This window comes from Oligoflexus tunisiensis (assembly GCF_001748245.1).
In the GTDB taxonomy this organism is placed as follows: domain Bacteria; phylum Bdellovibrionota_B; class Oligoflexia; order Oligoflexales; family Oligoflexaceae; genus Oligoflexus; species Oligoflexus tunisiensis.
The window spans coordinates 5,456,491-5,475,023 of record NZ_BDFO01000001.1; the positions used below are offsets into that span (position 1 = coordinate 5,456,491).

At 51.7% G+C, this 18,533-nt stretch carries 20 protein-coding genes; 11 read left to right on the forward strand and 9 right to left on the reverse strand.

Features of this window, described 5'->3' with window-relative positions; genetic code table 11:
- Nucleotides 1-31 precede the first annotated feature (31 nt).
- From OLTU_RS22550 to OLTU_RS22565, 4 genes are all read left to right on the forward strand, one after another.
- Complete coding sequence (locus tag OLTU_RS22550; protein ID WP_141735006.1) at nt 32-1,063, forward strand: alkaline phosphatase D family protein; 1,032 nt, start codon at nt 32-34, stop codon at nt 1,061-1,063.
- 87 nt (nt 1,064-1,150) lie between these two features.
- Nucleotides 1,151-1,819: a hypothetical protein gene (locus OLTU_RS22555; RefSeq protein ID WP_141735007.1), complete on the forward strand. Its 669-nt coding sequence runs from the start codon at nt 1,151-1,153 to the stop codon at nt 1,817-1,819.
- Nucleotides 1,816-2,274: a hypothetical protein gene (locus tag OLTU_RS22560; protein ID WP_141735008.1), complete on the forward strand. Its 459-nt coding sequence runs from the start codon at nt 1,816-1,818 to the stop codon at nt 2,272-2,274. The genes OLTU_RS22555 and OLTU_RS22560 overlap by 4 nt, the downstream gene beginning before the upstream one ends.
- 742 nt (nt 2,275-3,016) lie before the next feature.
- Nucleotides 3,017-4,009, forward strand: a complete 993-nt coding sequence (locus OLTU_RS22565; protein WP_176736867.1) for a GlxA family transcriptional regulator — start codon at nt 3,017-3,019, stop codon at nt 4,007-4,009.
- A gap of 6 nt (nt 4,010-4,015) precedes the next feature.
- Here OLTU_RS22565 and OLTU_RS22570 read toward each other — a convergent pair whose 3' ends face one another.
- Nucleotides 4,016-4,453 carry a thioesterase family protein gene (locus OLTU_RS22570; protein ID WP_141735010.1) on the reverse strand — a complete coding sequence of 146 codons (438 nt, stop codon included), beginning with the start codon at nt 4,451-4,453 and terminating at the stop codon, nt 4,016-4,018.
- Between the two features lie 367 nt (nt 4,454-4,820).
- Between OLTU_RS22570 and OLTU_RS22575 the strand changes: the two genes are divergently transcribed.
- Nucleotides 4,821-5,192: a hypothetical protein gene (locus OLTU_RS22575; protein ID WP_141735011.1), complete on the forward strand. Its 372-nt coding sequence runs from the start codon at nt 4,821-4,823 to the stop codon at nt 5,190-5,192.
- A 145-nt stretch (nt 5,193-5,337) separates the two neighbouring features.
- Here the strand turns inward: OLTU_RS22575 and OLTU_RS22580 are convergent, their stop codons facing one another.
- Complete coding sequence (locus OLTU_RS22580) at nt 5,338-6,249, reverse strand: LysR family transcriptional regulator (RefSeq protein ID WP_176736868.1); 912 nt, start codon at nt 6,247-6,249, stop codon at nt 5,338-5,340.
- 113 nt (nt 6,250-6,362) lie between these two features.
- Here OLTU_RS22580 and OLTU_RS22585 point away from each other — a divergent pair, with 113 nt between their 5' ends.
- Nucleotides 6,363-7,022: a dioxygenase family protein gene (locus tag OLTU_RS22585; protein ID WP_141735013.1), complete on the forward strand. Its 660-nt coding sequence runs from the start codon at nt 6,363-6,365 to the stop codon at nt 7,020-7,022.
- 24 nt (nt 7,023-7,046) lie between these two features.
- Here the strand turns inward: OLTU_RS22585 and OLTU_RS22590 are convergent, their stop codons facing one another.
- Complete coding sequence (locus OLTU_RS22590; protein ID WP_141735014.1) at nt 7,047-7,310, reverse strand: DUF2917 domain-containing protein; 264 nt, start codon at nt 7,308-7,310, stop codon at nt 7,047-7,049.
- A 160-nt stretch (nt 7,311-7,470) separates the two neighbouring features.
- On the opposite strand from OLTU_RS22590, the gene OLTU_RS22595 reads away from it, so the two are divergent.
- Both OLTU_RS22595 and OLTU_RS22600 read left to right on the forward strand, forming a co-directional pair.
- Nucleotides 7,471-8,916 carry an aminotransferase-like domain-containing protein gene (locus OLTU_RS22595; RefSeq protein WP_141735015.1) on the forward strand — a complete coding sequence of 482 codons (1,446 nt, stop codon included), beginning with the start codon at nt 7,471-7,473 and terminating at the stop codon, nt 8,914-8,916.
- A gap of 144 nt (nt 8,917-9,060) precedes the next feature.
- The gene (locus OLTU_RS22600; RefSeq protein WP_141735016.1) at nt 9,061-10,764 is read left to right on the forward strand and encodes an acyl-CoA dehydrogenase family protein; all 1,704 of its coding nucleotides are present in this window, start codon (nt 9,061-9,063) and stop codon (nt 10,762-10,764) included.
- A gap of 52 nt (nt 10,765-10,816) precedes the next feature.
- On the opposite strand, the gene OLTU_RS22605 is transcribed toward OLTU_RS22600, so the two are convergent.
- Together OLTU_RS22605 and OLTU_RS22610 are read right to left on the reverse strand one after the other, a co-directional pair.
- Nucleotides 10,817-11,245: a fasciclin domain-containing protein gene (locus OLTU_RS22605; protein ID WP_141735017.1), complete on the reverse strand. Its 429-nt coding sequence runs from the start codon at nt 11,243-11,245 to the stop codon at nt 10,817-10,819.
- Between the two features lie 150 nt (nt 11,246-11,395).
- Entirely contained in the window at nt 11,396-12,421 is a 1,026-nt protein-coding gene (locus OLTU_RS22610; protein WP_176736870.1) for a transglutaminase-like domain-containing protein, read from the reverse strand.
- A gap of 254 nt (nt 12,422-12,675) precedes the next feature.
- Here OLTU_RS22610 and OLTU_RS22615 point away from each other — a divergent pair, with 254 nt between their 5' ends.
- Nucleotides 12,676-12,969: a hypothetical protein gene (locus OLTU_RS22615; RefSeq protein WP_141735019.1), complete on the forward strand. Its 294-nt coding sequence runs from the start codon at nt 12,676-12,678 to the stop codon at nt 12,967-12,969.
- Between the two features lie 14 nt (nt 12,970-12,983).
- On the opposite strand, the gene OLTU_RS22620 is transcribed toward OLTU_RS22615, so the two are convergent.
- Together OLTU_RS22620 and OLTU_RS22625 are read right to left on the reverse strand one after the other, a co-directional pair.
- Nucleotides 12,984-13,376, reverse strand: coding sequence for a cupin domain-containing protein (locus tag OLTU_RS22620; RefSeq protein WP_141735020.1), 393 nt, complete (start codon nt 13,374-13,376; stop codon nt 12,984-12,986).
- 33 nt (nt 13,377-13,409) lie between these two features.
- Complete coding sequence (locus OLTU_RS22625; protein ID WP_141735021.1) at nt 13,410-14,582, reverse strand: PQQ-dependent sugar dehydrogenase; 1,173 nt, start codon at nt 14,580-14,582, stop codon at nt 13,410-13,412.
- 232 nt (nt 14,583-14,814) lie between these two features.
- On the opposite strand from OLTU_RS22625, the gene OLTU_RS22630 reads away from it, so the two are divergent.
- A complete protein-coding gene (locus OLTU_RS22630; RefSeq protein WP_141735022.1) occupies nt 14,815-15,189 on the forward strand; it encodes a hypothetical protein in 375 nt (124 codons plus the stop codon).
- A gap of 116 nt (nt 15,190-15,305) precedes the next feature.
- Nucleotides 15,306-16,046: a crotonase/enoyl-CoA hydratase family protein gene (locus OLTU_RS22635; protein ID WP_141735023.1), complete on the forward strand. Its 741-nt coding sequence runs from the start codon at nt 15,306-15,308 to the stop codon at nt 16,044-16,046.
- Nucleotides 16,047-16,095: 49 nt separating this feature from the next.
- On the opposite strand, the gene OLTU_RS22640 is transcribed toward OLTU_RS22635, so the two are convergent.
- Together OLTU_RS22640 and OLTU_RS22645 are read right to left on the reverse strand one after the other, a co-directional pair.
- A complete protein-coding gene (locus OLTU_RS22640; protein WP_141735024.1) occupies nt 16,096-16,647 on the reverse strand; it encodes a hypothetical protein in 552 nt (183 codons plus the stop codon).
- Between the two features lie 68 nt (nt 16,648-16,715).
- On the reverse strand, nt 16,716-18,527 hold the full coding sequence (locus OLTU_RS22645) for a carboxypeptidase-like regulatory domain-containing protein (RefSeq protein ID WP_141735025.1): 1,812 nt from the start codon (nt 18,525-18,527) through the stop codon (nt 16,716-16,718).
- Between the last annotated feature and the right edge of the window lie 6 nt (nt 18,528-18,533).

Genomic DNA, 18,533 nt, shown 5'->3' on the forward strand with positions numbered 1-18,533 from the left:
TTAAAAAATTTGTAGTCACTATGAGGTCTCCATGGATCGTAGAACCTTTTTGCGTCGTGGTTCGACTGGAATGGCTTCGCTGATGCTTGCCCAATCGGCTTTTGCCCTCGATTACTGGCCCAAAAGCAATGCGAATGGTTTGGCCAGACTCGAGGACAAACCCCTGACCAGGATTGCCTTTGGTTCGTGCAATCAATCGCATCTTGATCAAAAGCATTGGGATGTCATTGCCAGAGACAATCCTGATATTTGGATTTGGCTGGGCGATAATATCTATGCGGATGGGACCTCGATGGAAGAGAGGATACGCCGCTATCTGTCACTCAAAGACAACAGCTACTATAAGAATTTCCGACAAACTGTGCCGATCATAGGCACCTGGGATGACCATGACTTCGCTTCCAATAACATGGATGGTCACTTCACTGACAAAGCCGCCAGCAAAATAGCCCTGTTGGATTTCCTTGATGTGCCGCAAAGCGCGAAAGTCTGGAACCACTCCGGAGTCTATCAAAGCTACGTCTTGGGTCCCCCAGGTCAGCAGACTCACATTATCCTCCTTGATTTGCGCTACAACATGAACAAAACCCTCAGCACAAGGGAAATCCTGGGCGAAGATCAATGGCAATGGCTGGCGGAAGAAGTCGCAGGATCCAGCGCGGATCTGCTTGTGATTGGATCCAGTTTGAATCTGACATCACCTGTGGTTGGACTGGGACTTGAAGGCTGGACAGAATATGGCGCAGAAAAACGCCGCCTGCTTGAACTTTTAGCGTCGGTCCCTATCCCAACCATCGTCCTCAGCGGCGACCGCCATTTCGCTGAAGTCGCACGGATACAGCTGCCGAATGGAAAGCCCATCTACGAAGTCATGTCCAGTGGTTTGACTCATGCCAACGGCATCAAGCTGCCCCATCCTGGCCAGCTCGCGACTGTTGTAGGCTATAAAAATTATGGTGTGCTGGCCATAGATTGGACGATTTCCGGACCTCAAGTTCGCATGCAAATTCATTCAACAGGCCAGTACGGAACATTAAAGGAAATTATGGCGAAGTTTGCCTGAACATGAACAAAATTTTTTCAGGACTACACTATGAAAATATCAACTTATATTATATCGCTCCTGATCTTTGGTCTGAAGTCTCAAACTTTGAGCGCTGCTGAGTCTGTACCCATCACCAAGCGCGATCTTCTCGTCGTTTCCAACCTGGAAACTCATGGTAAAAAAGAATTTAAGTGGTTGTACCGTTTTCTTGATGTGATGTCCGTAAGCCTTGCCGAGCAAAAGCTAAAAGACTCCTATCGGCACATTTATGTTCTGGCAGCCGACAAGGCATCGCTGGCAAACTTTACCAATTCCCTGGAAAGTATCACCCAGGATCCCGACCTTGCTGCGCTTGATGTCTTTATTCACCTGCACGGAGCTCCGGATCGCCTTTGGTTTCAGGACCGGCTGATCCAGACAGAAACCCTTGGCACCGAGATTCAATCCATCGTGTCACATCCCTCCAAGCTAAGGGCTTTGTATTCGACGGCCTGCTATGGGAAATCCCATGCTGAGGGTTTTCTTAATGCTGGGTTTTCAGTTGTCAACGGCGCTGAGAAAGTAAACACCAATAGCCCACATGATTATCCTGCATTCATGAACGCCTGGAAAAGTGGAGCCACATTTGATGCGGCTCAGGAAGATGGCAATAGTCCGGAATGGATTGCTTTTTATGACAGCATCGCGCAGGCAGCAGGCTTTGATGATGTCGGGAGTTACAAGGTCGTGGAAGGTGATGGGCAGATGACGATCAATGAGGCTAAATCCTTATGAAGTTGACGGGCACTTGTATCATTTCTGCAATCCTCCTGCTGGCGGGAGCGATGTATGAGAATATGAGAACCGGGAAAAGTCAGGAACGGCCAAAGGCAGCCATTAGCCGGCCTGCCGCCGAAAGCCCGAAGCCGATTTCCTTTGCGCCCTTGGTGCAGGACAGGACGGAGACTCCTGACGAAACCCCGACAGAAGCGGAGACAACGCGTCTTGAAGCCTTGACTGTGCTCCTGGAAGGACTGCGCGCCAATCCCGAAGCCAGACCACATTTGGAGGCTGTCATAGACTATATAAAGAATGCACCTCCCGACATGTTTTCTGTTCGAAACCTGCCCAGCGATGACAGGGGACTCGCAGTTCTCGACGGAAATTCGAGTCGTGCCATGATCAAAGACGAGAGAGTTCGGGTTCATTGGCAGGCGTTGATGGATATCATAGGGAAGACAAATCAGTAGATTTCAGCAAAGATTTCGGGCAATCAAACAGGACGCATGGCATATATTCGCCCAGAGTGTGAGCCATAAGGCCGACGGTAAAAAATTCCTGTTTATTCCTGTCCTGGCCTATCGATAAGGCCTGAGTGCCCCTCAAATTCTTATATTTGGCAGATTAGCATGTGTAAAATGCCCCTGAAGGATGGCGTCAGTGTACTTGCAACTTTGAGTTCCTTCTCATGTGGAGCGCTCCAGCCTAAACAGTTTCGAAACCCAACCGGGCTGGAGCCGTTAACGCAGAAGCAGATTTCGGTCGTCATGGTTACGATGACGCTGCATTTGTCAGGCTCGATGTCCAGCAAAACTTCGACCAAGCTACGACGGTGCCGGGATATGGGGCTGCCAACGGAAGGCAAGCTCTCATCAATCGCATCAGTTGAATCCTGATGGTTCCCTTACCAGATTTTACTTCGTAAATGTCGCCCTGAACGGTTCCGATCACACCGCTGAAATTGAAAGCTGGAGTCTCCATGCGATCGGGCTTGTCAAAGACAGTTACCTCGTTAATCCCAATGACAGGCGGACTTCTTTGCCTTGACTCAGCCAGCGGAGGGGGTCAGTCCTATCTGACCGGTCGCGTCCAGGCATTTCCTGCTGCCTTTCCATACATCATCGACTAGATTATTCCCCGGGAATGGTTTTATGGAGCGGCTTCCCATTGAGCGGCATTGATAAAGTCTGCCATGAACCGACGGGGGATCTCATGAAACGAAAGACAAAGGTGACTATACTTTCGCTGGATGATGCTATCGCCTCCAGCGTTGCCGGCCCGACCGATATTTTCGAACAGACGGGAGTTGCCTGGAATGATATGCAGGGCCTGGACCGGGATCCTAGATTTGAGGTGGAAGTCGTGACCGTCGATGGTCGTCCTTCCAAATTGAGTGGCAACCTTACAATTCAGCCTCATTGTTCACTGACATCAGTGAAGAAAACAGACATCGTTATCATTTCGTCGGGTTTGATTGATCAGTTTGAACCTTTTCATAGCCATGTGATTCCATGGCTACGGGATCAGTATCAGAAAGGAACAGTGCTGGCTTCGATTTGTACTGGCACCTTCCTCCTGGCTGAAACCGGCCTTCTTAACGGCCGACTGGCTACAACCCATTGGGGATACGCAGGAGAGCTCAAACAGCGCTATCCCGAAGTTCAGCTTCGGCCCGAATATCTTGTGACCGATGAGGAGCGCCTGCTTTGCTCAGGCGGAGCCAGCGCTTATGCAGATCTCTGCCTCTATATCGTGGAAAAGTACTGTGGTTTGGAATTGACTTTGCAACTGGCCAGGGCCATGGTTCTTGAACACAAGACCGAAGCCCAGCTGCGCTCTCTCCCTTTTGATTTTCAAAAAAATCATGGAGACGATCCAATTCTTGTGGCTCAGCATTTTCTTGAAACAAACTTCCGTAAACCGATAGGGATTGAAACCCTGGCAAGGATCGCCAGAGTGAGTGAGAGAACCTTAAAACGGCGCTTCAAAAAAGCTACCGGAGATACACCATTAGCCTATTTGCATCGCATTCGCGTCGAATCGACGAAAAGGGAGCTCGTGGGCAGTAAGCTCAGCGTCGAAGAAATCGGATCACGCGCAGGTTTCTCAGACATGGGTCGGTTCCGGACTGTCTTTCGCGACTATACTGGGGTCACCCCCAGCGTCTATCGAAAAAAATATACGGAACACAATTTCGGTGACTGATAAAAATCAGCCTGGCTTCAACACCACAAAATCCTCTGCTTTCGGCAGCGACTCAAGGGCGGCCAATAGCTCGGAAGGAGGTGCCGTCAGTTTCCGTGTCGCAAGATTAAGCCAGGCACCGTTGCTCGTGACCCTTGCTGCGATCTTCCCGTCAGGACGGAAGAACTCATTTCTCAAACAGAAGCGGCTGCCGTCTGTAGAAAGCCCCGCGACCGTAAGTGTGACCCGAAGCTCGTCCAGAAGACCAATTTCCTTGTAATATTCCATTTCATCCTTGAACACCACGGGACCGATGCGTAGGCGCACAAATTCGCTCATGGGAAAGCCATTCGTGGCAAAAAGCATCATGCGGACATCACCGGATTTATCAAGGTAAGCTGTGTTCCGCATGTGCGAATTGAAGTCCATATCGCCCCATCCCGCATAGAGATTTTTTTCAAACATCGTCCTGATCCTCCCTTGGTGAGACTTTACATTTTTTCTGAAAACGCCCCTTGAGTGTGGCTTCCTTTTTACCCAAAATCCGACCATGAATTACAGGGTATTCCGGGCCAGAAATGGACGCAATCGGGCCAACACTTGACTTTAATAGGTCATTATTGCATCAACGGGTTCGAATCGTGGCCTACCGGATGTTAGAGCTGCCCTGCAAACGTGAGGGCCACAATAGTCTTTTTAGCCTCTTACGGTCCCAGGCAAGCTCACATTGACGTCACCGGGAACTTCCGATTTCCGGGTTTCGCCCTGCAATATTCCTCACAGCAGGAAGTCCTAATCCCGCTGTCTCAATGAGTTAAGAGGAAAATCCGCCATGAAGCATATGTTCAAAGTTCTGATTCTAACCCTAAGTCTTTCCAGTCGATTGATGGCCGACCCACAGACGGACAAGGTTATTGCAATACAGCAAGCGCAGATCCAGGCCCAGGAGGCTGCCATTCTTAAACTTACAAATGACCTCAAAGCTTTGACCGCGAAATTGGAAGAGCAAAAGGCCTCGATTGCCAATCTTTCAACCGCAGTTGCTGGAAAAATTCTCTATGCAGATCCCCCCATTGGTGGCTGGTATGATAGCTTCGATATGGATCGAGGCGCGGACCATTGGTGTAAAAATCAGGGCTATTTGGGTGGCGTCGCCAACCATCAGGCACAGGGAAACAATCGCGGGCTGTTCTGCTTCAGGTGATACAAATCGCCGAGATGTGCTTCCTTATAACAGTACAGGTCTGACCAGCAGTACGACAAGTTTCAGGATTGTGCCCAGTTTGGGTTCGGTTCGGCATCCCCTCTTGCCCAGTCCTTCCGTTTTCATACTGCAAAGCCCGGACGATTCAGACTGGCTCAGCTTCAACCGTTTCAATGCACCCCCCATCATAAGCAAGCGCCTCAACCAAAACCTTCTCCATCCGCTTCATGAACGTTTTAACAGCCTGATTCGCAGCATACTCAACGCGGTAGACGAGTTTGATTCCATCTTTAAAACTTGGTGCACCGGGCACCTTGAACGCAGCCGGAGCATGGAGTCTTTGCACGCGTTCTGGAAGTATACCGACTCCAACGGAATCCCGAACCAGAGCCGCGCATACTTCCAGACTTGCGCTCTCGATAATGCCTTTGAAAGAGTAGCCTTGGCTATTCACGTGGCGCAACAAAACCTGGGTCTGAACGAGATTGGGTTCGGCGATCAGCCAGAGGTTCTCTGCTTCGGCAAGAGAACTCAACGGTCTGGCAGCAAAGAAAGTAACTTCATCCGTAGCCAGAGTGCGAATGACCAGCTCGGACGATCGAAGAGGATTAATGGCTATGGCCACATCAGCTTCATAGTGGAGAATCTGATCCACGAGACGACGCGATAGATCATGGATCAAGGTCGTTTGCAGTCCGGGGAAGTCCTTATGAATGCAGCGCATCAAGGAAGGAAGAGCGTATTGAGCGACACTGACATGACAGCCGATCCGAATACGACCGGACAGCTCCTTGCTGACCCAAGACGTATGGCTGAGCGTTTGCCCCCATAAGCCAATAATCTCTTGAGCCCGCTCCAGCACCACTTTGCCTGCGTCGGTGAGCTGGACTCCCGATCTTTGACGGAGGAACAGAGGGGAACCAACCCGTTCTTCGAGCTTTTTGAGTGCCTGACTCAAGGATGGCTGAGAAAGACCAAGGCTCTGTGCAGCCCGACTTATATTACCCAGCTTCGCGATCTCAATAAATCCAGCAAGCTCAGGGTAAGTCGGCAGCATAAGCAATCTCCTATGGCAGGCATCAAAGTTTCGATTTTTACTCGATAGAGCTTTTGGTGTAATCCATTTTTTGAAACCAATCCTTCCAACCGCCTTTTCAAGGAGACAGTGGCATGGGATCATCGTTAAACCGACGTAAGCTCATTCAAGCATCATTTTTCCTGGGAGCAGCTGGTCCAGCTGGCTTTGCCCTGGCGCAGGAGGCCTGCTTGGGTACACCTTCACCCTCACAACCCGAGGGACCCTTTTACCCAGTTAAACCACAGAGAGATTTGGACGCCGACCTGACTCGATTGGCAGGAAAAAACCAGGTGGCCCGCGGCGAGATCCTGGATCTCTGGGTTCAGGTTCAAGATGAAGATTGCCAATCCCTCGAGGGAGCACTCGTGGATCTCTGGCAGGCCTGCGCGACGGGTAAATATAACCATCCACGGGATCCTAATACGGCCGATCTCGATCCCTATTTTCAATATTGGGCCAAGGCATATACGGATGCCAGCGGTTACGTCAAGATTCGAACCATCAAACCTGGAGCTTATCCCGCTGCCGACGGGTGGATTCGTCCGCCGCACATCCACTTTAAAATTTCAGCCCCCGGTTTCCGCGAGCTGACGACTCAAATGTATTTTGCGGGTGAGGCGTTGAACCAAAAGGATCTTATCCTCCTGGATTTACCACTTGAGGAAGGGAATCGACTGATCGTCCGCTTTGATCGCGAAGAGGGAGAGGTCATCCCCAAGGGAGTGTTTACTGTTCAGTTGAAAAAAACTTGAACCAGCCTTTGACCCTTGGCGGGTTCACGCGCACAAGGATTTCGATACTTCCTTCAGGGCAAACATCGTGTCATCCAAGGCTTGAATCACAGACTTCTGCCCTGAAGGAAGACGGAACCTCTCGCCTGCATGAAGTATGACGTCCTGCTTGCAATCAAATACTGTGATCCACAAAAGACCTTCCGTGCATGTGATCTGGAATCCACCGGGCCCCTCGGGTACCAGAGATAGCAGCGCGCGTGACTTGAGCTTGAAGTTGAGTTCATTGGTATTGGCATCAAGACGCATATTTCACTCCCTTCGTCATGGTCTGAGGCCAATATCGGCAACTCCTGAAAAAAGATACAGATCCAGATTTCCCTCTATTCGACCATAACAGTTTTTGTTATAGTTTTAAGCATGTTAGGTCCAGGAGAACGACGCTGCACGAAAAGGGGCATGCTTAAAAATGACGGATTCATCGAAAGCCCACACCTTCCTCTATGAAAGAATTGCTGCGGAGCTTGCCGAGCAGATTCGGATGGAAAACCTGAAGCTGGGCGAGAAGCTCCCGTCGATCCGAAAAGTCTGTCGCATCTATCAGGTAAGCCTCGCCACCGCCGTACAGGCTTTCAACCTTCTGGAGCGCCAGCAACTGATCGAAGCACGCCCGCAGTCGGGATATTATGTTCGTGGCCCCGCGACGTTGCCGGAACTCCTGGATCAGGACGCGTTGAAACAAACCTTGCGTGAACAGTTGCCGAGTTGCAAGGTCGTGACGGCCCCCTTTATCAATGAAATCGTCGCTGCAGCCCGGGATCCATTCTTTGTGCCGCTGGGCACTGCGACGCCCGCCCCCGCTCTTTTGCCTTTAAAATCCTTGCAGCGCTCCATGATGGCTGCCGGACGTGAGCTGGGCCCGGAAAGCTGTCTCTATGAACTCCCCAGTGGCAACGTGGAATTGCGGCGACAGATCGCACAGCGGGCCAGCCAGAGCGGATGTCGTACAGCAGCCGATGACATTGTCATCACCAGCGGCTGCATGGAAGCCCTGCATGTTGCCCTGGCAAGTGTTGCGAAACCGGGCGACACTATCGCGGTTGAGTGCCCACTCTTCTTTGGAATTCTGGACCTCATCGCATCCCTAGACCTTCACATTATCCATATTCCTTCACATCCTGATACTGGCCTGGACGTTGAATTTCTGGCGTCTGTTATGCAGCAAAATAAGATCGCAGCGGTGCTTGCCATTCCCAATTTCAATAATCCAGCGGGAGGGCTCATGCCCGAGGCTCGCAAGAAAGCTCTGCTGGAGCTTGTGAGTTCAGCCAGTATTCCGCTGATAGAGGATGATATCTATGGAGAACTCTTCCATGGCGAGCTGCGCCCCAAACCGGTTAAAGCTTATGATAGCAAAGGTGATGTTATATACTGCTCATCCTTTTCCAAAACCCTGGCTCCTGGACTTCGCCTGGGCTGGGCCATCCCAGGAAAGTACCAAAGTCTCTTTGAGAAGCGCAAGGCTGTCACCACCATCGCCAGTCCAACGCTTGCCCAGTATGCATTGGCTGAATATCTCCAGGGTGACCGCTACGACAGGCACCTGCATCAACTGCGTATGAAATTGAAGTTACAGGTTCAGCAATACACGAAGATCATCCTTGACCATTTTCCTGAGGGAACGAGAGTGAGCCGACCTCAAGGTGGTTTTGTCCTCTGGGTTCAGTTGCCGGAACACGGCAAGGCTCAAATTCTATTTGAACGGGCGCGGAGCGAGAAAATCAGCGTGATACCTGGATCCGTCTTCGCTGCTCATAAGGGGATGTTTGAAAGCTTTGTACGGATCAGCTGCGGCCACCCTCTGAATAGGGTGATGGAACAGGCCGTCATTAAACTGGGACGTTTGGTGAGTTGACAGGGACTGTTGTCAGCTGACACACGTAAATTTTTTCAGCAACAATCCGTTCGCCGGTAGCTGGGGCGACGAAAAAAAACTTTGCGTCGTTCGCAAAGCAGGTTAACCTGGGCCTCCATCACATCAGCCATGCGGGAGGACCTCATGTTACTCTTGAATCCCAGACATTACAGCCGTCAGCATCCGGATCCCCAATCCAGGGCCCTGATTGAAAAGACTATTGGTTTTTTTGAACAGAAGGGTTTGGCGGCGATTAAAAAAGACGATCAAAATTCGACATGGCATGACGATTTCTTCCAGTTCGTTCGCGAGGAAAAGATATTCGCCCAGCTTCTGACCCCCGCGGGCTATGGAGCCAAAGACAGCCGCTGGGATATGTGGCGAATCAGTGAAATGAACGAGATCCTCGGTTTTTACGGTCTTTCGTATTGGTATGCCTGGCAGGTTTCCATCCTGGGCCTGGGGCCGATCTGGATGAGTGATAATGAAGAGGCCAAAAACGAGGCGGCTTCGGCCTTGCAGGACGGCGGCATCTTTGCCTTCGGACTTTCGGAAAAAGCTCACGGGGCTGATATCTATTCCACGGACATGACCCTGACACAGGATGGTGAAGGTCGTTGGAAAGCCAACGGCACCAAGTACTACATCGGCAACGGCAACAAGGCTGCCATGGTCTCCACCTTTGGCAAATTCGCCGACACAGGTGATTACGTGTTTTTCGTCGCTCGTCCGGGTCAGCCGGGATACACGGTAAAAAAGAAAATCGCCACCTCGGGTGTACGTCCGGCCTTCGTTGCTGAATATGCCCTTGAGGATTATCCGATCACGGAAAAGGATATCCTGCACCGGAGTGAGCAGGCGTGGAATGCAGCGCTGAACACGGTCAATATTGGAAAATTCGAGCTGGGCTTTGCCTCGATCGGCATTGCCACGCATGCCTTTTATGAAGCGATTGACCATACCGCGAATCGCGAGCTCTACAAGCGTCAGGTCACCGATTTCCCTCATGTCAGGAAGCTCTTTACGGAAGCGTATGCGCGCCTGGTGGCCATGAAACTCTTCGGACTCAGGGCCTGTGATTACATGCGCGTGGCCTCACCCGAGGATCGCCGCTATCTGCTCTTCAATCCCATTATGAAGATGAAAGTGACAAGTCAGGGCGAAAAAGTGGTGGGCATGCTGCACGATGTAATCGCCGCCAAGGGTTTCGAGCAGGACACCTATTTTGAGATGGCCATTCGCGATATCGGCATGCTGCCCAAACTCGAAGGCACCACCCATGTGAACATGGCCTTGATCATCAAATTTATCAAAAATTATTTCTTCGGCCATGTCGGCTATCCCGAAGTTCCACAGAAAAGTGAAGCGGTCGATGACGCCTATCTTTTCCGGCAGAATTCCGGCGGTCTGAGCGAGATTCGTTTTGGTGATTATCGCCGTGCCTTTGCTGATGAAACCCTTTCCAATATTGTGCTATTTCAAAAGCAGATCGACCTCTTCAAAAAACTCATCAGTGAAACACCACCGACCGAAGCCCAGCAGAAGAATGTCGACTTCATGCTGGCCAACGGCGAACTCTTTACGCTGATTGCTTATGGCCAGCTGATTCTGGAAAATGCCAGGATTTATGCGGTCAAACCCGCATTGAAAAATCAAATCTTCGGCTTTTTGATTCGGGATTTTTCTGAGTATGCTTTGAAGATGATTCTGAATCACGCCATCGAGCCTGCTCAGGAAGCCATCTATCAGCAGATGATTATGAAGGCCGATGCGGATCCTGCAGGCTTCCAGGAAGTCTGGGTCCAGGACGTTCTGCCCCTGAAAGATGCTTACCGCTTGAGAAACTGAGTGTGACTTCCGTCAAAGGCAGCAGCTTGTGGCTGCCTTTTGACCCGTGTCTTCAGTAACTCCCGATGGCCGATGGCGTCATGCTCAGCATCAGCACATGGTCGATGATATGAATGATTCCATTCGTGCAAACTATATTCGGCTTAACGACTTTCGCTCCGTTGATGGTAACTTTGGGTTTCGATTCGACATGCAATCCGGAGTCTGCCATGGTCTTAACAGCTTTTAATTTGACGAAATGGTTGGAGTCGTATTTTTCTTTCACCACGTGATTGAACAGAATCCGCTGCAAATAAGGAATGTTCTTCAACAAAGCCTCCATGCTATGCGGCGGCATACTCGCAAAGGCCTCGTCACTCGGCGCGAAGACCGTAAAGGGCCCAGGTTCATTTAAATTGTCGGACAGGCCTGCTGAATCCAGCGATTGGGACAGAACTTTCAAATTGCCAGTGCCATGGATGGTCTCGATGATATTCTTCATTTTCTGATTACTCCAGCTGATGCCGAACCATTGGGTATGAGGGGCACTGTAGCATAAGAAGCGAAGAATGATTGATAATAGGAAATACGCAGAAAGAAGTGGGTAATCGCAGGGATGGGCCGGCGCTATGGCAGCCCAACCAGCCTTGACTTAGGCTTTGCCTCCTTCCTTTTTAAGGATCCGATACGTGAACCTGGTCTTCACCAGATCTTGAACCGCCTTGCCCCGTTTTTCAACGTGCGGATAGATGAAGTAATTCAACGGCTCAGCCTGCATACCGGGCAGCTTCAAATCCCGTCCGATACTGAATTCGATTCGATCCGCTGGATGGTTTCCAAAAAGAAGTTCACGCTGCTCAGGATGCTTTTTCGCTTCCGAAGCATCGACGGGCATCCAGGCCAACTGAGGCAGATAAAGCTCAAGCCAGCAATGATAGCCTGGGATATCACCTTGAGGCTTATCCGTCGGGATGGAAAATCCAATGGCAAATTTTGCCGGAATTCCCTCGGCTCGGGCCATCGACGTGAGGAGCGCATGGAAATCCGTGCAGTTTCCATACTTCTGGCTGCAGGCCCAATAGGTATCCCCGTTGCCCCAGCCGGTGCCGACTTTTTTGTATTCCATATTATCGACGACATAATCATAAATAGCCCTGGCCTTCTGCACCGGTGTGATCGCTGTTTTGGGAATTTCCTTCCGCAATTTGGAAATCAGTTCGCCTTCGATCGGCACGCGTGTGTCGGCCTCAAGAAAACGTTGATAGGGAGCTTTTTCACCCGGTTTGTAATCATGTTTCGTGGCGGCTTGCCATGGACCGGCTGAATGGAAATGTCGCAGGACCTTGTAACGAAAGGTCACCGTCGTCGGCTCGCTCCGTGGACTGTTGATGGTCCAGGCCCAGAATTCATTGCCATAGGTTGGCTCCTTCCGCACTTCCGATCCTGTGATGGTTTGCCTGGGGCTTGATTCGATACTGCGGGCAAGAACGGACTGCTGCTCATTGGAAGGAGCCAGCGGTACCATGATGACCAAAGGCAAGTCTTCGGCTTTGAGAGCTGGGACGTGAACCTGGTACTGAAACTCGATAAGCCGATCGGCGCGATCCACGGCCTGTGCCGATAAAGTGAAAAAGCCGAGAAGAAAGATAATCAAACATTTCAGTCTTATGTGTAGCATAAATGACCCCCTTGGTGGCAGCAGTATGCGTGTGATCGGGAAATGGGTCAAGACCTTCGCTGCTTTCATCTATACTTTTCGTCATCATCGCCCCCAAACGAGCGGGCCCGTCCATGAAAAAGGCCAAAAAAACTTAATTGAAGGGGGACTTACAATATTCCGAAAAGAAAGGGATGAACGTTGTACAATCATAGGAGTCCGAAGATTGGAATCAAATTCCCTCTTGCAGAATCCCGTTACTATGCCCCGAGAACATGAACCATGATGCGACGGCCCAAGACGTGCCGGCACAACCACCGCTGGCGTTGGCATGGACGTACTTTTTCATGTTGATGGTCAGCAACCTGCCGGATCCTCTATGGCTCATCAGCATCGCAAGCTTTGTACCGCTGCTTCCTTTCAATCGGCTTGTCCGCGATCTTAACAAAGCCACTCACCATGAGGTTCAGTGGGATGATCGCTTCTCCGTGAAGTCCTGGATTGTGATGGCTTGCGGCCTGCTCCTTTGGTTGCTCCTCCTCGCTGCTCTGTTCACCACCGAAGCTTGAAGACATCCTCCTGCCTAGGCCTTTCGATGCATGGTTCCAAAACCCCAGGTGATAAACAGTGCCTGGGCCTTCTCCTGGACTTTGGCCGTATGCCATGTGTTTTTCGGAACGATCACGAATTGGCCCGCAGTCAAAGGCACTTCCTGCGCCTTTCCATCAAGCTCCAGCACAAAGGTCATCTGTCCTGAGCTGCAGAAAACCAGTTCATCGCCGCTCGGATGATTTTCCCAGCTCTCCCAGTCCTGAGTGAATTCGTAGTGGCTGACAAGATACCCCATATCAGCGGAATTCCTGGGATCGGCAGGATTCGCTACCATCTTCCAGAAGTCGGCGGCGTCCCATAGCTCGGAAGCGCCTTTGGGATTGAGAACAGCATAGCGTTGATCGAGGCGATTCGCTTTTTCCATGACGTTCCTCCTGATTTGATTGACCAACACATCCTAAGGCACAGGCTCAAGCCGAGCCAGCACACCATCAGCCTCATCTGTAAGAATGTATAAATAACCGTCCGGGCCATCACGAACGTCGCGAATTCTTTGTCCGAATTCTTCAAGCAACTTTTCCTGATACACCACGTTTCCATCCTGGATGACAGCTCGCACCAAATGTTGCCCCACCAAGGCTCCATGAAACGAGTGTCCTTTCCAGGCGGGAAATTGATCTCCGGTATAGAAAGCCATTCCTGATGTCCCGATGGACGGTACCCAGTAGGTGAGGGGCAATTCCACACCTTCGACGGTGTCGTGATCAGGAATCAACCCACCATCGTAGTGATCGCCAAAACTGGCAATGGGCCAGCCATAATTCAAACCTGGCTTGATCCTGTTCAGTTCATCACCGCCCTTGGGTCCGTGCTCGTTCTGCCAAATGATCCCCGTTTCCGGTTGAACTGCCATGCCCTGCACATTGCGGTGGCCATAGGAGTAAATTTCCGGCAGAGCACCCTCCTGCCCAACAAACGGATTGTCTTCCGGCACACGCCCATCGGGGTGAATACGAATGGTTTTGCCGATATGATTGTTCAGCTCCTGCGCAGGAGCCTGCAGGCCACGCTCGCCCACGCTGATGATCAGCATGCCATCGGAAGCAAACGCCAGACGTGAACCAAAGTGTTGGCCACCGCCCGGGGCATTGGCGACAAATATATCCTCGAGGGCAACCAACTGATCATCAACCAGCTGAGCGCGGGCGACAGCTGTGGTGGCCGGACCACTCTCAATAGGTTTCGCATAGGTAAGATAAATCAATTGACTGGTGGCAAAATCCGGAGCAATGGCAAGATCAAGGAGCCCACCCTGACCTTCTGCGTAAACATCGGGAAGTCCTGGAATGGGGCTGTCCTGCAGGTTGCCGTCCCGGATAAGGCGCAGCCTTCCCTCCCTTTCGGTAACCAGGATGTCTCCGTTGGGGAGAAAACCAAAGGCCCAGGGATGTTCCAATCCTGAGACCACTTCGATGATCTGATAGGGATAAGTGGTGTCATAGGGAAGGGACGGGGTATCTGACTGGGATTTCTTATTGGAACAAGCCCAGGAGAGGGTCAAGGGAAGCAGGTAAATGAAAACTTGATGCGGAATTTTTCGGCAAAACGTCACAAGCAGCTCCTTTTCCATACAGCATGGAAAGACTCATAAAGGGGCCTATTATAACATAGCCAAATTTGAATTGAATTTGGCACGTTTGGAGAGAGGCAACTCCATGGTACGCAACCTCGTTTAAGCCTCAGGGAAAGAGCGTTTTCCAGGCCCAAAAAATATTGACCTACCCATGCCATTTTGATACAAAACACTCCTCAGACCGACATACTTTGGTTTATCCGACGTTCATCCAACGCAGGAGTCTCTTATGAAACATATTCTTTTTTTTGTAGCATTCATGACGGCAATTGCCTGTGGCAGCCGTGAGGATTATTTGAGTAACTCCGCTACATACCAGGTTCGGAACGATCTCGCTCTCAGTGGTGAACTCGTCTTAAGTTTTCAGCAGGTTTATCTATTTCGTTCCATTTCCATAGATGCAACACAGTCTTCCGCTTGTGAGACTTTTTCGAAAGACCACGAGACAAAAACAGGCCAGGCTGTGGTTCCTGGAACTCTTAAGCTAACCTACGATGCCCCAGCCCGCCGCTGCGCTCGACGCAACACCTTCAATCAGTGCGAAACTTACCAGTACATCTATACGTTCCACTGCCGTTACAAGACGGCGGCAGATTCAAATTGATTCCATACGAAGCAACGCCGACTCCCTGAAAATATGCATCTCACATCCGCAAATTTCTATTGATCCGTTTGATGGATTTTGCATTATGCTGAGAATTTTTCAGGCAGGAGGGTTTCATGAGCCATTCAGCAGTCAGTTATCAGCTTGACGGCGAAGTCGCCACGATCACGATGGACGACGGCAAGCGCAATGCGCTTTCGCCCCCGATGTTCAAGGAGCTGAACGAGGCCATCGACCAGGCCGAGAGGGACAAGGCCATCATCGTGCTGACGGGACGAGCCGAAACCTTCTCCGCGGGGTTCGATCTCAAGGTGATGCGGTCGGGCGGTGCGGCGGCCATAAGTATGCTGAATGCGGGCTATGCCATGACAGCTCGACTGCTTTCGTTTCCGCGGCCGGTGATAGCGGCCAGCAGCGGTCACACGATTGCCATGGGCCTTTTTCTTTTGCTGTCCTCTGATTACCGCATCGGCGCGGCTGGCCCGTATAAGTACACGGCTAATGAAGTTGCCATCGGTCTGCCCATGCCGCGGGTCGTGACCGAGGTCATGCGCTTGCGTTTGACACCGGCCGAGCTTCAGCGGGCAACGATCCTGGCTGCCACGTATACGCCGGAGGAAGCTCTCGCCGCGGGCATGCTCGACGACGTGGTGCCGCTGGATAACCTGCTGGATCAGGCGAACGCGGTTGCGGCGCAGCTCGCGCTTCTCGATCGGCGCGCTCATCAAATCACCAAGTTGCGCGTCCGGGACAACACTTTGAAGGCGATTCGCTGGTCGTTGCCGCTCGATCTGCGTGATGCCCTGGTCATGGGAGTCCTTCGCTATGTGACGCCGAAAAAGGCCGCCCCTGTATAATCATCAGGAGAAGAGTAAGCAGGCCGCAACGCGACCTGCCTCGGCCCGATCAACGAAGGGTTCTCGTGATATGGTCAAAATCCAGCGGACGATTCTCATCCGTCAGGCCTGCTGCTCCAGGATCGGTCGGGGATGGGATTGGCATGGGAACAGGCGAAGGTTTGGAGCTGCCGCTGCATGCCACGCTTTCTGCCCAGGCGAAGAAAGAGCCTTCCGTCGCGCTGATCACGAAAACCCCTTCACCGCTGCGCATAATGTAGGCGCGACCGTCGGGACATTCCACGAAATCATAGCGGGTCACGTAATGCACGCCCGCGGTGCAGCCATCTTTGAAGTCGGATGATCCTGAACCTGGCTTTCCAGGCACCGATGGATCCGAAGGTTTGGAACCGGAACCGCAGCTGAACATCACGTCCACCTGCTTCCAATCTCTCTGATCACTGCCGCCCTCGGTCACCATCAAGGCCGATCCAAAAGCAATGGCACGATTGTGATCATGAAGGTCAATCGGATAGGGTTTCGTGCTGGAAGCCTGACCAAAGGTCAGCTGAGAGATCAGGAGAGGAAACGCCAGACTTATCAAACCAATCAATCGATACATAGGGACTCCTTTGCTTGGGCTGGGAATTTCTCGAACAAAGGTAAGTGGTCGATCGCAGCGTTTTTGTCTCACGGTAAAGGCTGATCGAGTACTTTTCCTAAATAGGGCGACCAGGCCGGGAAATTTGCGATAATTGCTTCCGAAAATTCAAAATAGTTTTCACCCGCCGTCAGAGTCACCTGAGCGTCATGGGCAAGAATCCCTTTGGGCAGACGAAGGTAGTAATCGGGCTGGACCTGCCCAAAAAAATTGTTTTTCTCCAGAACCATAGCCAACTGTTCCTCGGAATCGGCTGAATCCGGCCCATCGTTTTGAAGTCGGGAATCTTGAAACGTATTCGAAACCAGGGCAATCGACAGGTCCTGCAAAAATCCTGCCGGCAATTCCGGTGTTGGAACTGCGTCGCCGGTTTCAGCGCTTTTGCCCCAGGAGTGGAAGCTCAGCTGGCTTGTACCGAAAAAGCAAAATTCGAAACCAATCCGCATTGAGTCCAACGTATAGCCATTGGAAAAGGCGATCTGCATCCTGTCGAATGAGGAATGTTCGACCTGCCAAAGACCATCCTTGATTTCGGAACGAAAGGACGGCTCAAAAGCCAGATGGCCTCCCTGGAGCTGAGCATGGCGCATCACACCCTGACTGGATCGTATCCAGGCTGTTCCCGATTCACCCGCTTCACCACGCAGATCCCAGGCCACGGGATGATCCTCTGTTCCCTGAAGACGCAAACTGTGATTGAACTGAGCCCCACCGCGCAGAATGGCTCCGCCTTCCACATCCACAGGCGCATTGATCACTGTACTGAAGATGGAACTGGATCCGGAGCCGACGTCAGCACTGGCTGTGACGACGGGGGAGCCGGGGATGGAGGGTTTTGAATTCGTGGCGCCATGCGGAGGAGGAACCGAGCCTATAAAGGCGACCTTTTCGTTTTTTCGAATGTGCAGGGGCTCCGTCACCGTCCCCAGGATCAACCGCCAGCTCGTGTCGTAAAGGGTATTGTAGTAGGACACATTCATTGGATCTGTCATCTTTCCAAACTGATCCATGAACTGCAGGCTCAACCAGCTCAATCCGGGGCCCTTGTGCGTGAGAGCCAGCGCATCCCGAGCCTCCACCCAGGTTGAGGGCAGTTCGCTGCTGATGTTAAAGGAGTGACTGATGACCCGCATGTAACGGACACTCGGGCTTTTGTCGATCTGGATAGTGGTGGAAAGACCGCGGATGAGCGAACCTTCGGCTTTGTCGAGGCGCAGTTCAACCGTAGGAAAACCGAGAGGCTCCAGGTCCATGTTACGAACAATGTCCCCTGCCACCGGGAGTTGTTCCAATTCAAAGGGATTGTAGAGAAGATGCTGAACCTCAAGGCGATAGTCACCCGTCGGCAGCTCCAGAACAAACTGTCCCTCGCCATCGGAATTGGTGGTGAAGGGGCTGCCTTCCATGGAAATCCTCGCGTCGCTGACCGGCGCGGCACCCGACATCACGCGACCGCTGACCCGGACGTTTTTTTCCAGGACGATCTGCTCGTTCTCGATCAGATGAGCCTCGTCGAGCTCAATGTTCAGGGTTTTCCCTAAACCATTGCCACCGATGATATAGATGGTGCTGTGCGCGTCCTGCAATCCAGACAGCAGGAAGCCGCCTTTTTGATTGGAGGTCGTATAGAGTGGAACGCCTTTTAAATAGATCCTGGCCATCGGCACAGCGTGCCCTTCTTCATCGACGACACGGCCGATAAACGAACGGCCCGATAAACTGAGCGGCATCGGGCTCAGACCATAGAGGCTTTGAAAATAGTCCCGACTGTTTTGAAAACCTCCCTGACTGCAGCCCCACAGGGCCCAGACGACAGAGAACATGAGAGCCAGAGATTTCATGGAAGA

What these genes read in the sequence shown, in the direction of transcription:
- OLTU_RS22550 (WP_141735006.1), top strand. Translation starts at nt 32, where the DNA reads ATGGATCGTAGAACCTTTTTGCGTCGTGGTTCGACTGGAATGGCTTCG.
- OLTU_RS22560 (WP_141735008.1), top strand. Translation starts at nt 1,816, where the DNA reads ATGAAGTTGACGGGCACTTGTATCATTTCTGCAATCCTCCTGCTGGCG.
- OLTU_RS22565 (WP_176736867.1), top strand. Translation starts at nt 3,017, where the DNA reads ATGAAACGAAAGACAAAGGTGACTATACTTTCGCTGGATGATGCTATC.
- OLTU_RS22570 (WP_141735010.1), bottom strand. Translation starts at nt 4,453, where the DNA reads ATGTTTGAAAAAAATCTCTATGCGGGATGGGGCGATATGGACTTCAAT.
- OLTU_RS22575 (WP_141735011.1), top strand. Translation starts at nt 4,821, where the DNA reads ATGAAGCATATGTTCAAAGTTCTGATTCTAACCCTAAGTCTTTCCAGT.
- OLTU_RS22580 (WP_176736868.1), bottom strand. Translation starts at nt 6,249, where the DNA reads ATGCTGCCGACTTACCCTGAGCTTGCTGGATTTATTGAGATCGCGAAG.
- OLTU_RS22585 (WP_141735013.1), top strand. Translation starts at nt 6,363, where the DNA reads ATGGGATCATCGTTAAACCGACGTAAGCTCATTCAAGCATCATTTTTC.
- OLTU_RS22590 (WP_141735014.1), bottom strand. Translation starts at nt 7,310, where the DNA reads ATGCGTCTTGATGCCAATACCAATGAACTCAACTTCAAGCTCAAGTCA.
- OLTU_RS22595 (WP_141735015.1), top strand. Translation starts at nt 7,471, where the DNA reads ATGACGGATTCATCGAAAGCCCACACCTTCCTCTATGAAAGAATTGCT.
- OLTU_RS22600 (WP_141735016.1), top strand. Translation starts at nt 9,061, where the DNA reads ATGTTACTCTTGAATCCCAGACATTACAGCCGTCAGCATCCGGATCCC.
- OLTU_RS22605 (WP_141735017.1), bottom strand. Translation starts at nt 11,245, where the DNA reads ATGAAGAATATCATCGAGACCATCCATGGCACTGGCAATTTGAAAGTT.
- OLTU_RS22610 (WP_176736870.1), bottom strand. Translation starts at nt 12,421, where the DNA reads ATGCTACACATAAGACTGAAATGTTTGATTATCTTTCTTCTCGGCTTT.
- OLTU_RS22615 (WP_141735019.1), top strand. Translation starts at nt 12,676, where the DNA reads ATGAACCATGATGCGACGGCCCAAGACGTGCCGGCACAACCACCGCTG.
- OLTU_RS22620 (WP_141735020.1), bottom strand. Translation starts at nt 13,376, where the DNA reads ATGGAAAAAGCGAATCGCCTCGATCAACGCTATGCTGTTCTCAATCCC.
- OLTU_RS22625 (WP_141735021.1), bottom strand. Translation starts at nt 14,582, where the DNA reads ATGGAAAAGGAGCTGCTTGTGACGTTTTGCCGAAAAATTCCGCATCAA.
- OLTU_RS22630 (WP_141735022.1), top strand. Translation starts at nt 14,815, where the DNA reads ATGAAACATATTCTTTTTTTTGTAGCATTCATGACGGCAATTGCCTGT.
- OLTU_RS22635 (WP_141735023.1), top strand. Translation starts at nt 15,306, where the DNA reads ATGAGCCATTCAGCAGTCAGTTATCAGCTTGACGGCGAAGTCGCCACG.
- OLTU_RS22640 (WP_141735024.1), bottom strand. Translation starts at nt 16,647, where the DNA reads ATGTATCGATTGATTGGTTTGATAAGTCTGGCGTTTCCTCTCCTGATC.
- OLTU_RS22645 (WP_141735025.1), bottom strand. Translation starts at nt 18,527, where the DNA reads ATGAAATCTCTGGCTCTCATGTTCTCTGTCGTCTGGGCCCTGTGGGGC.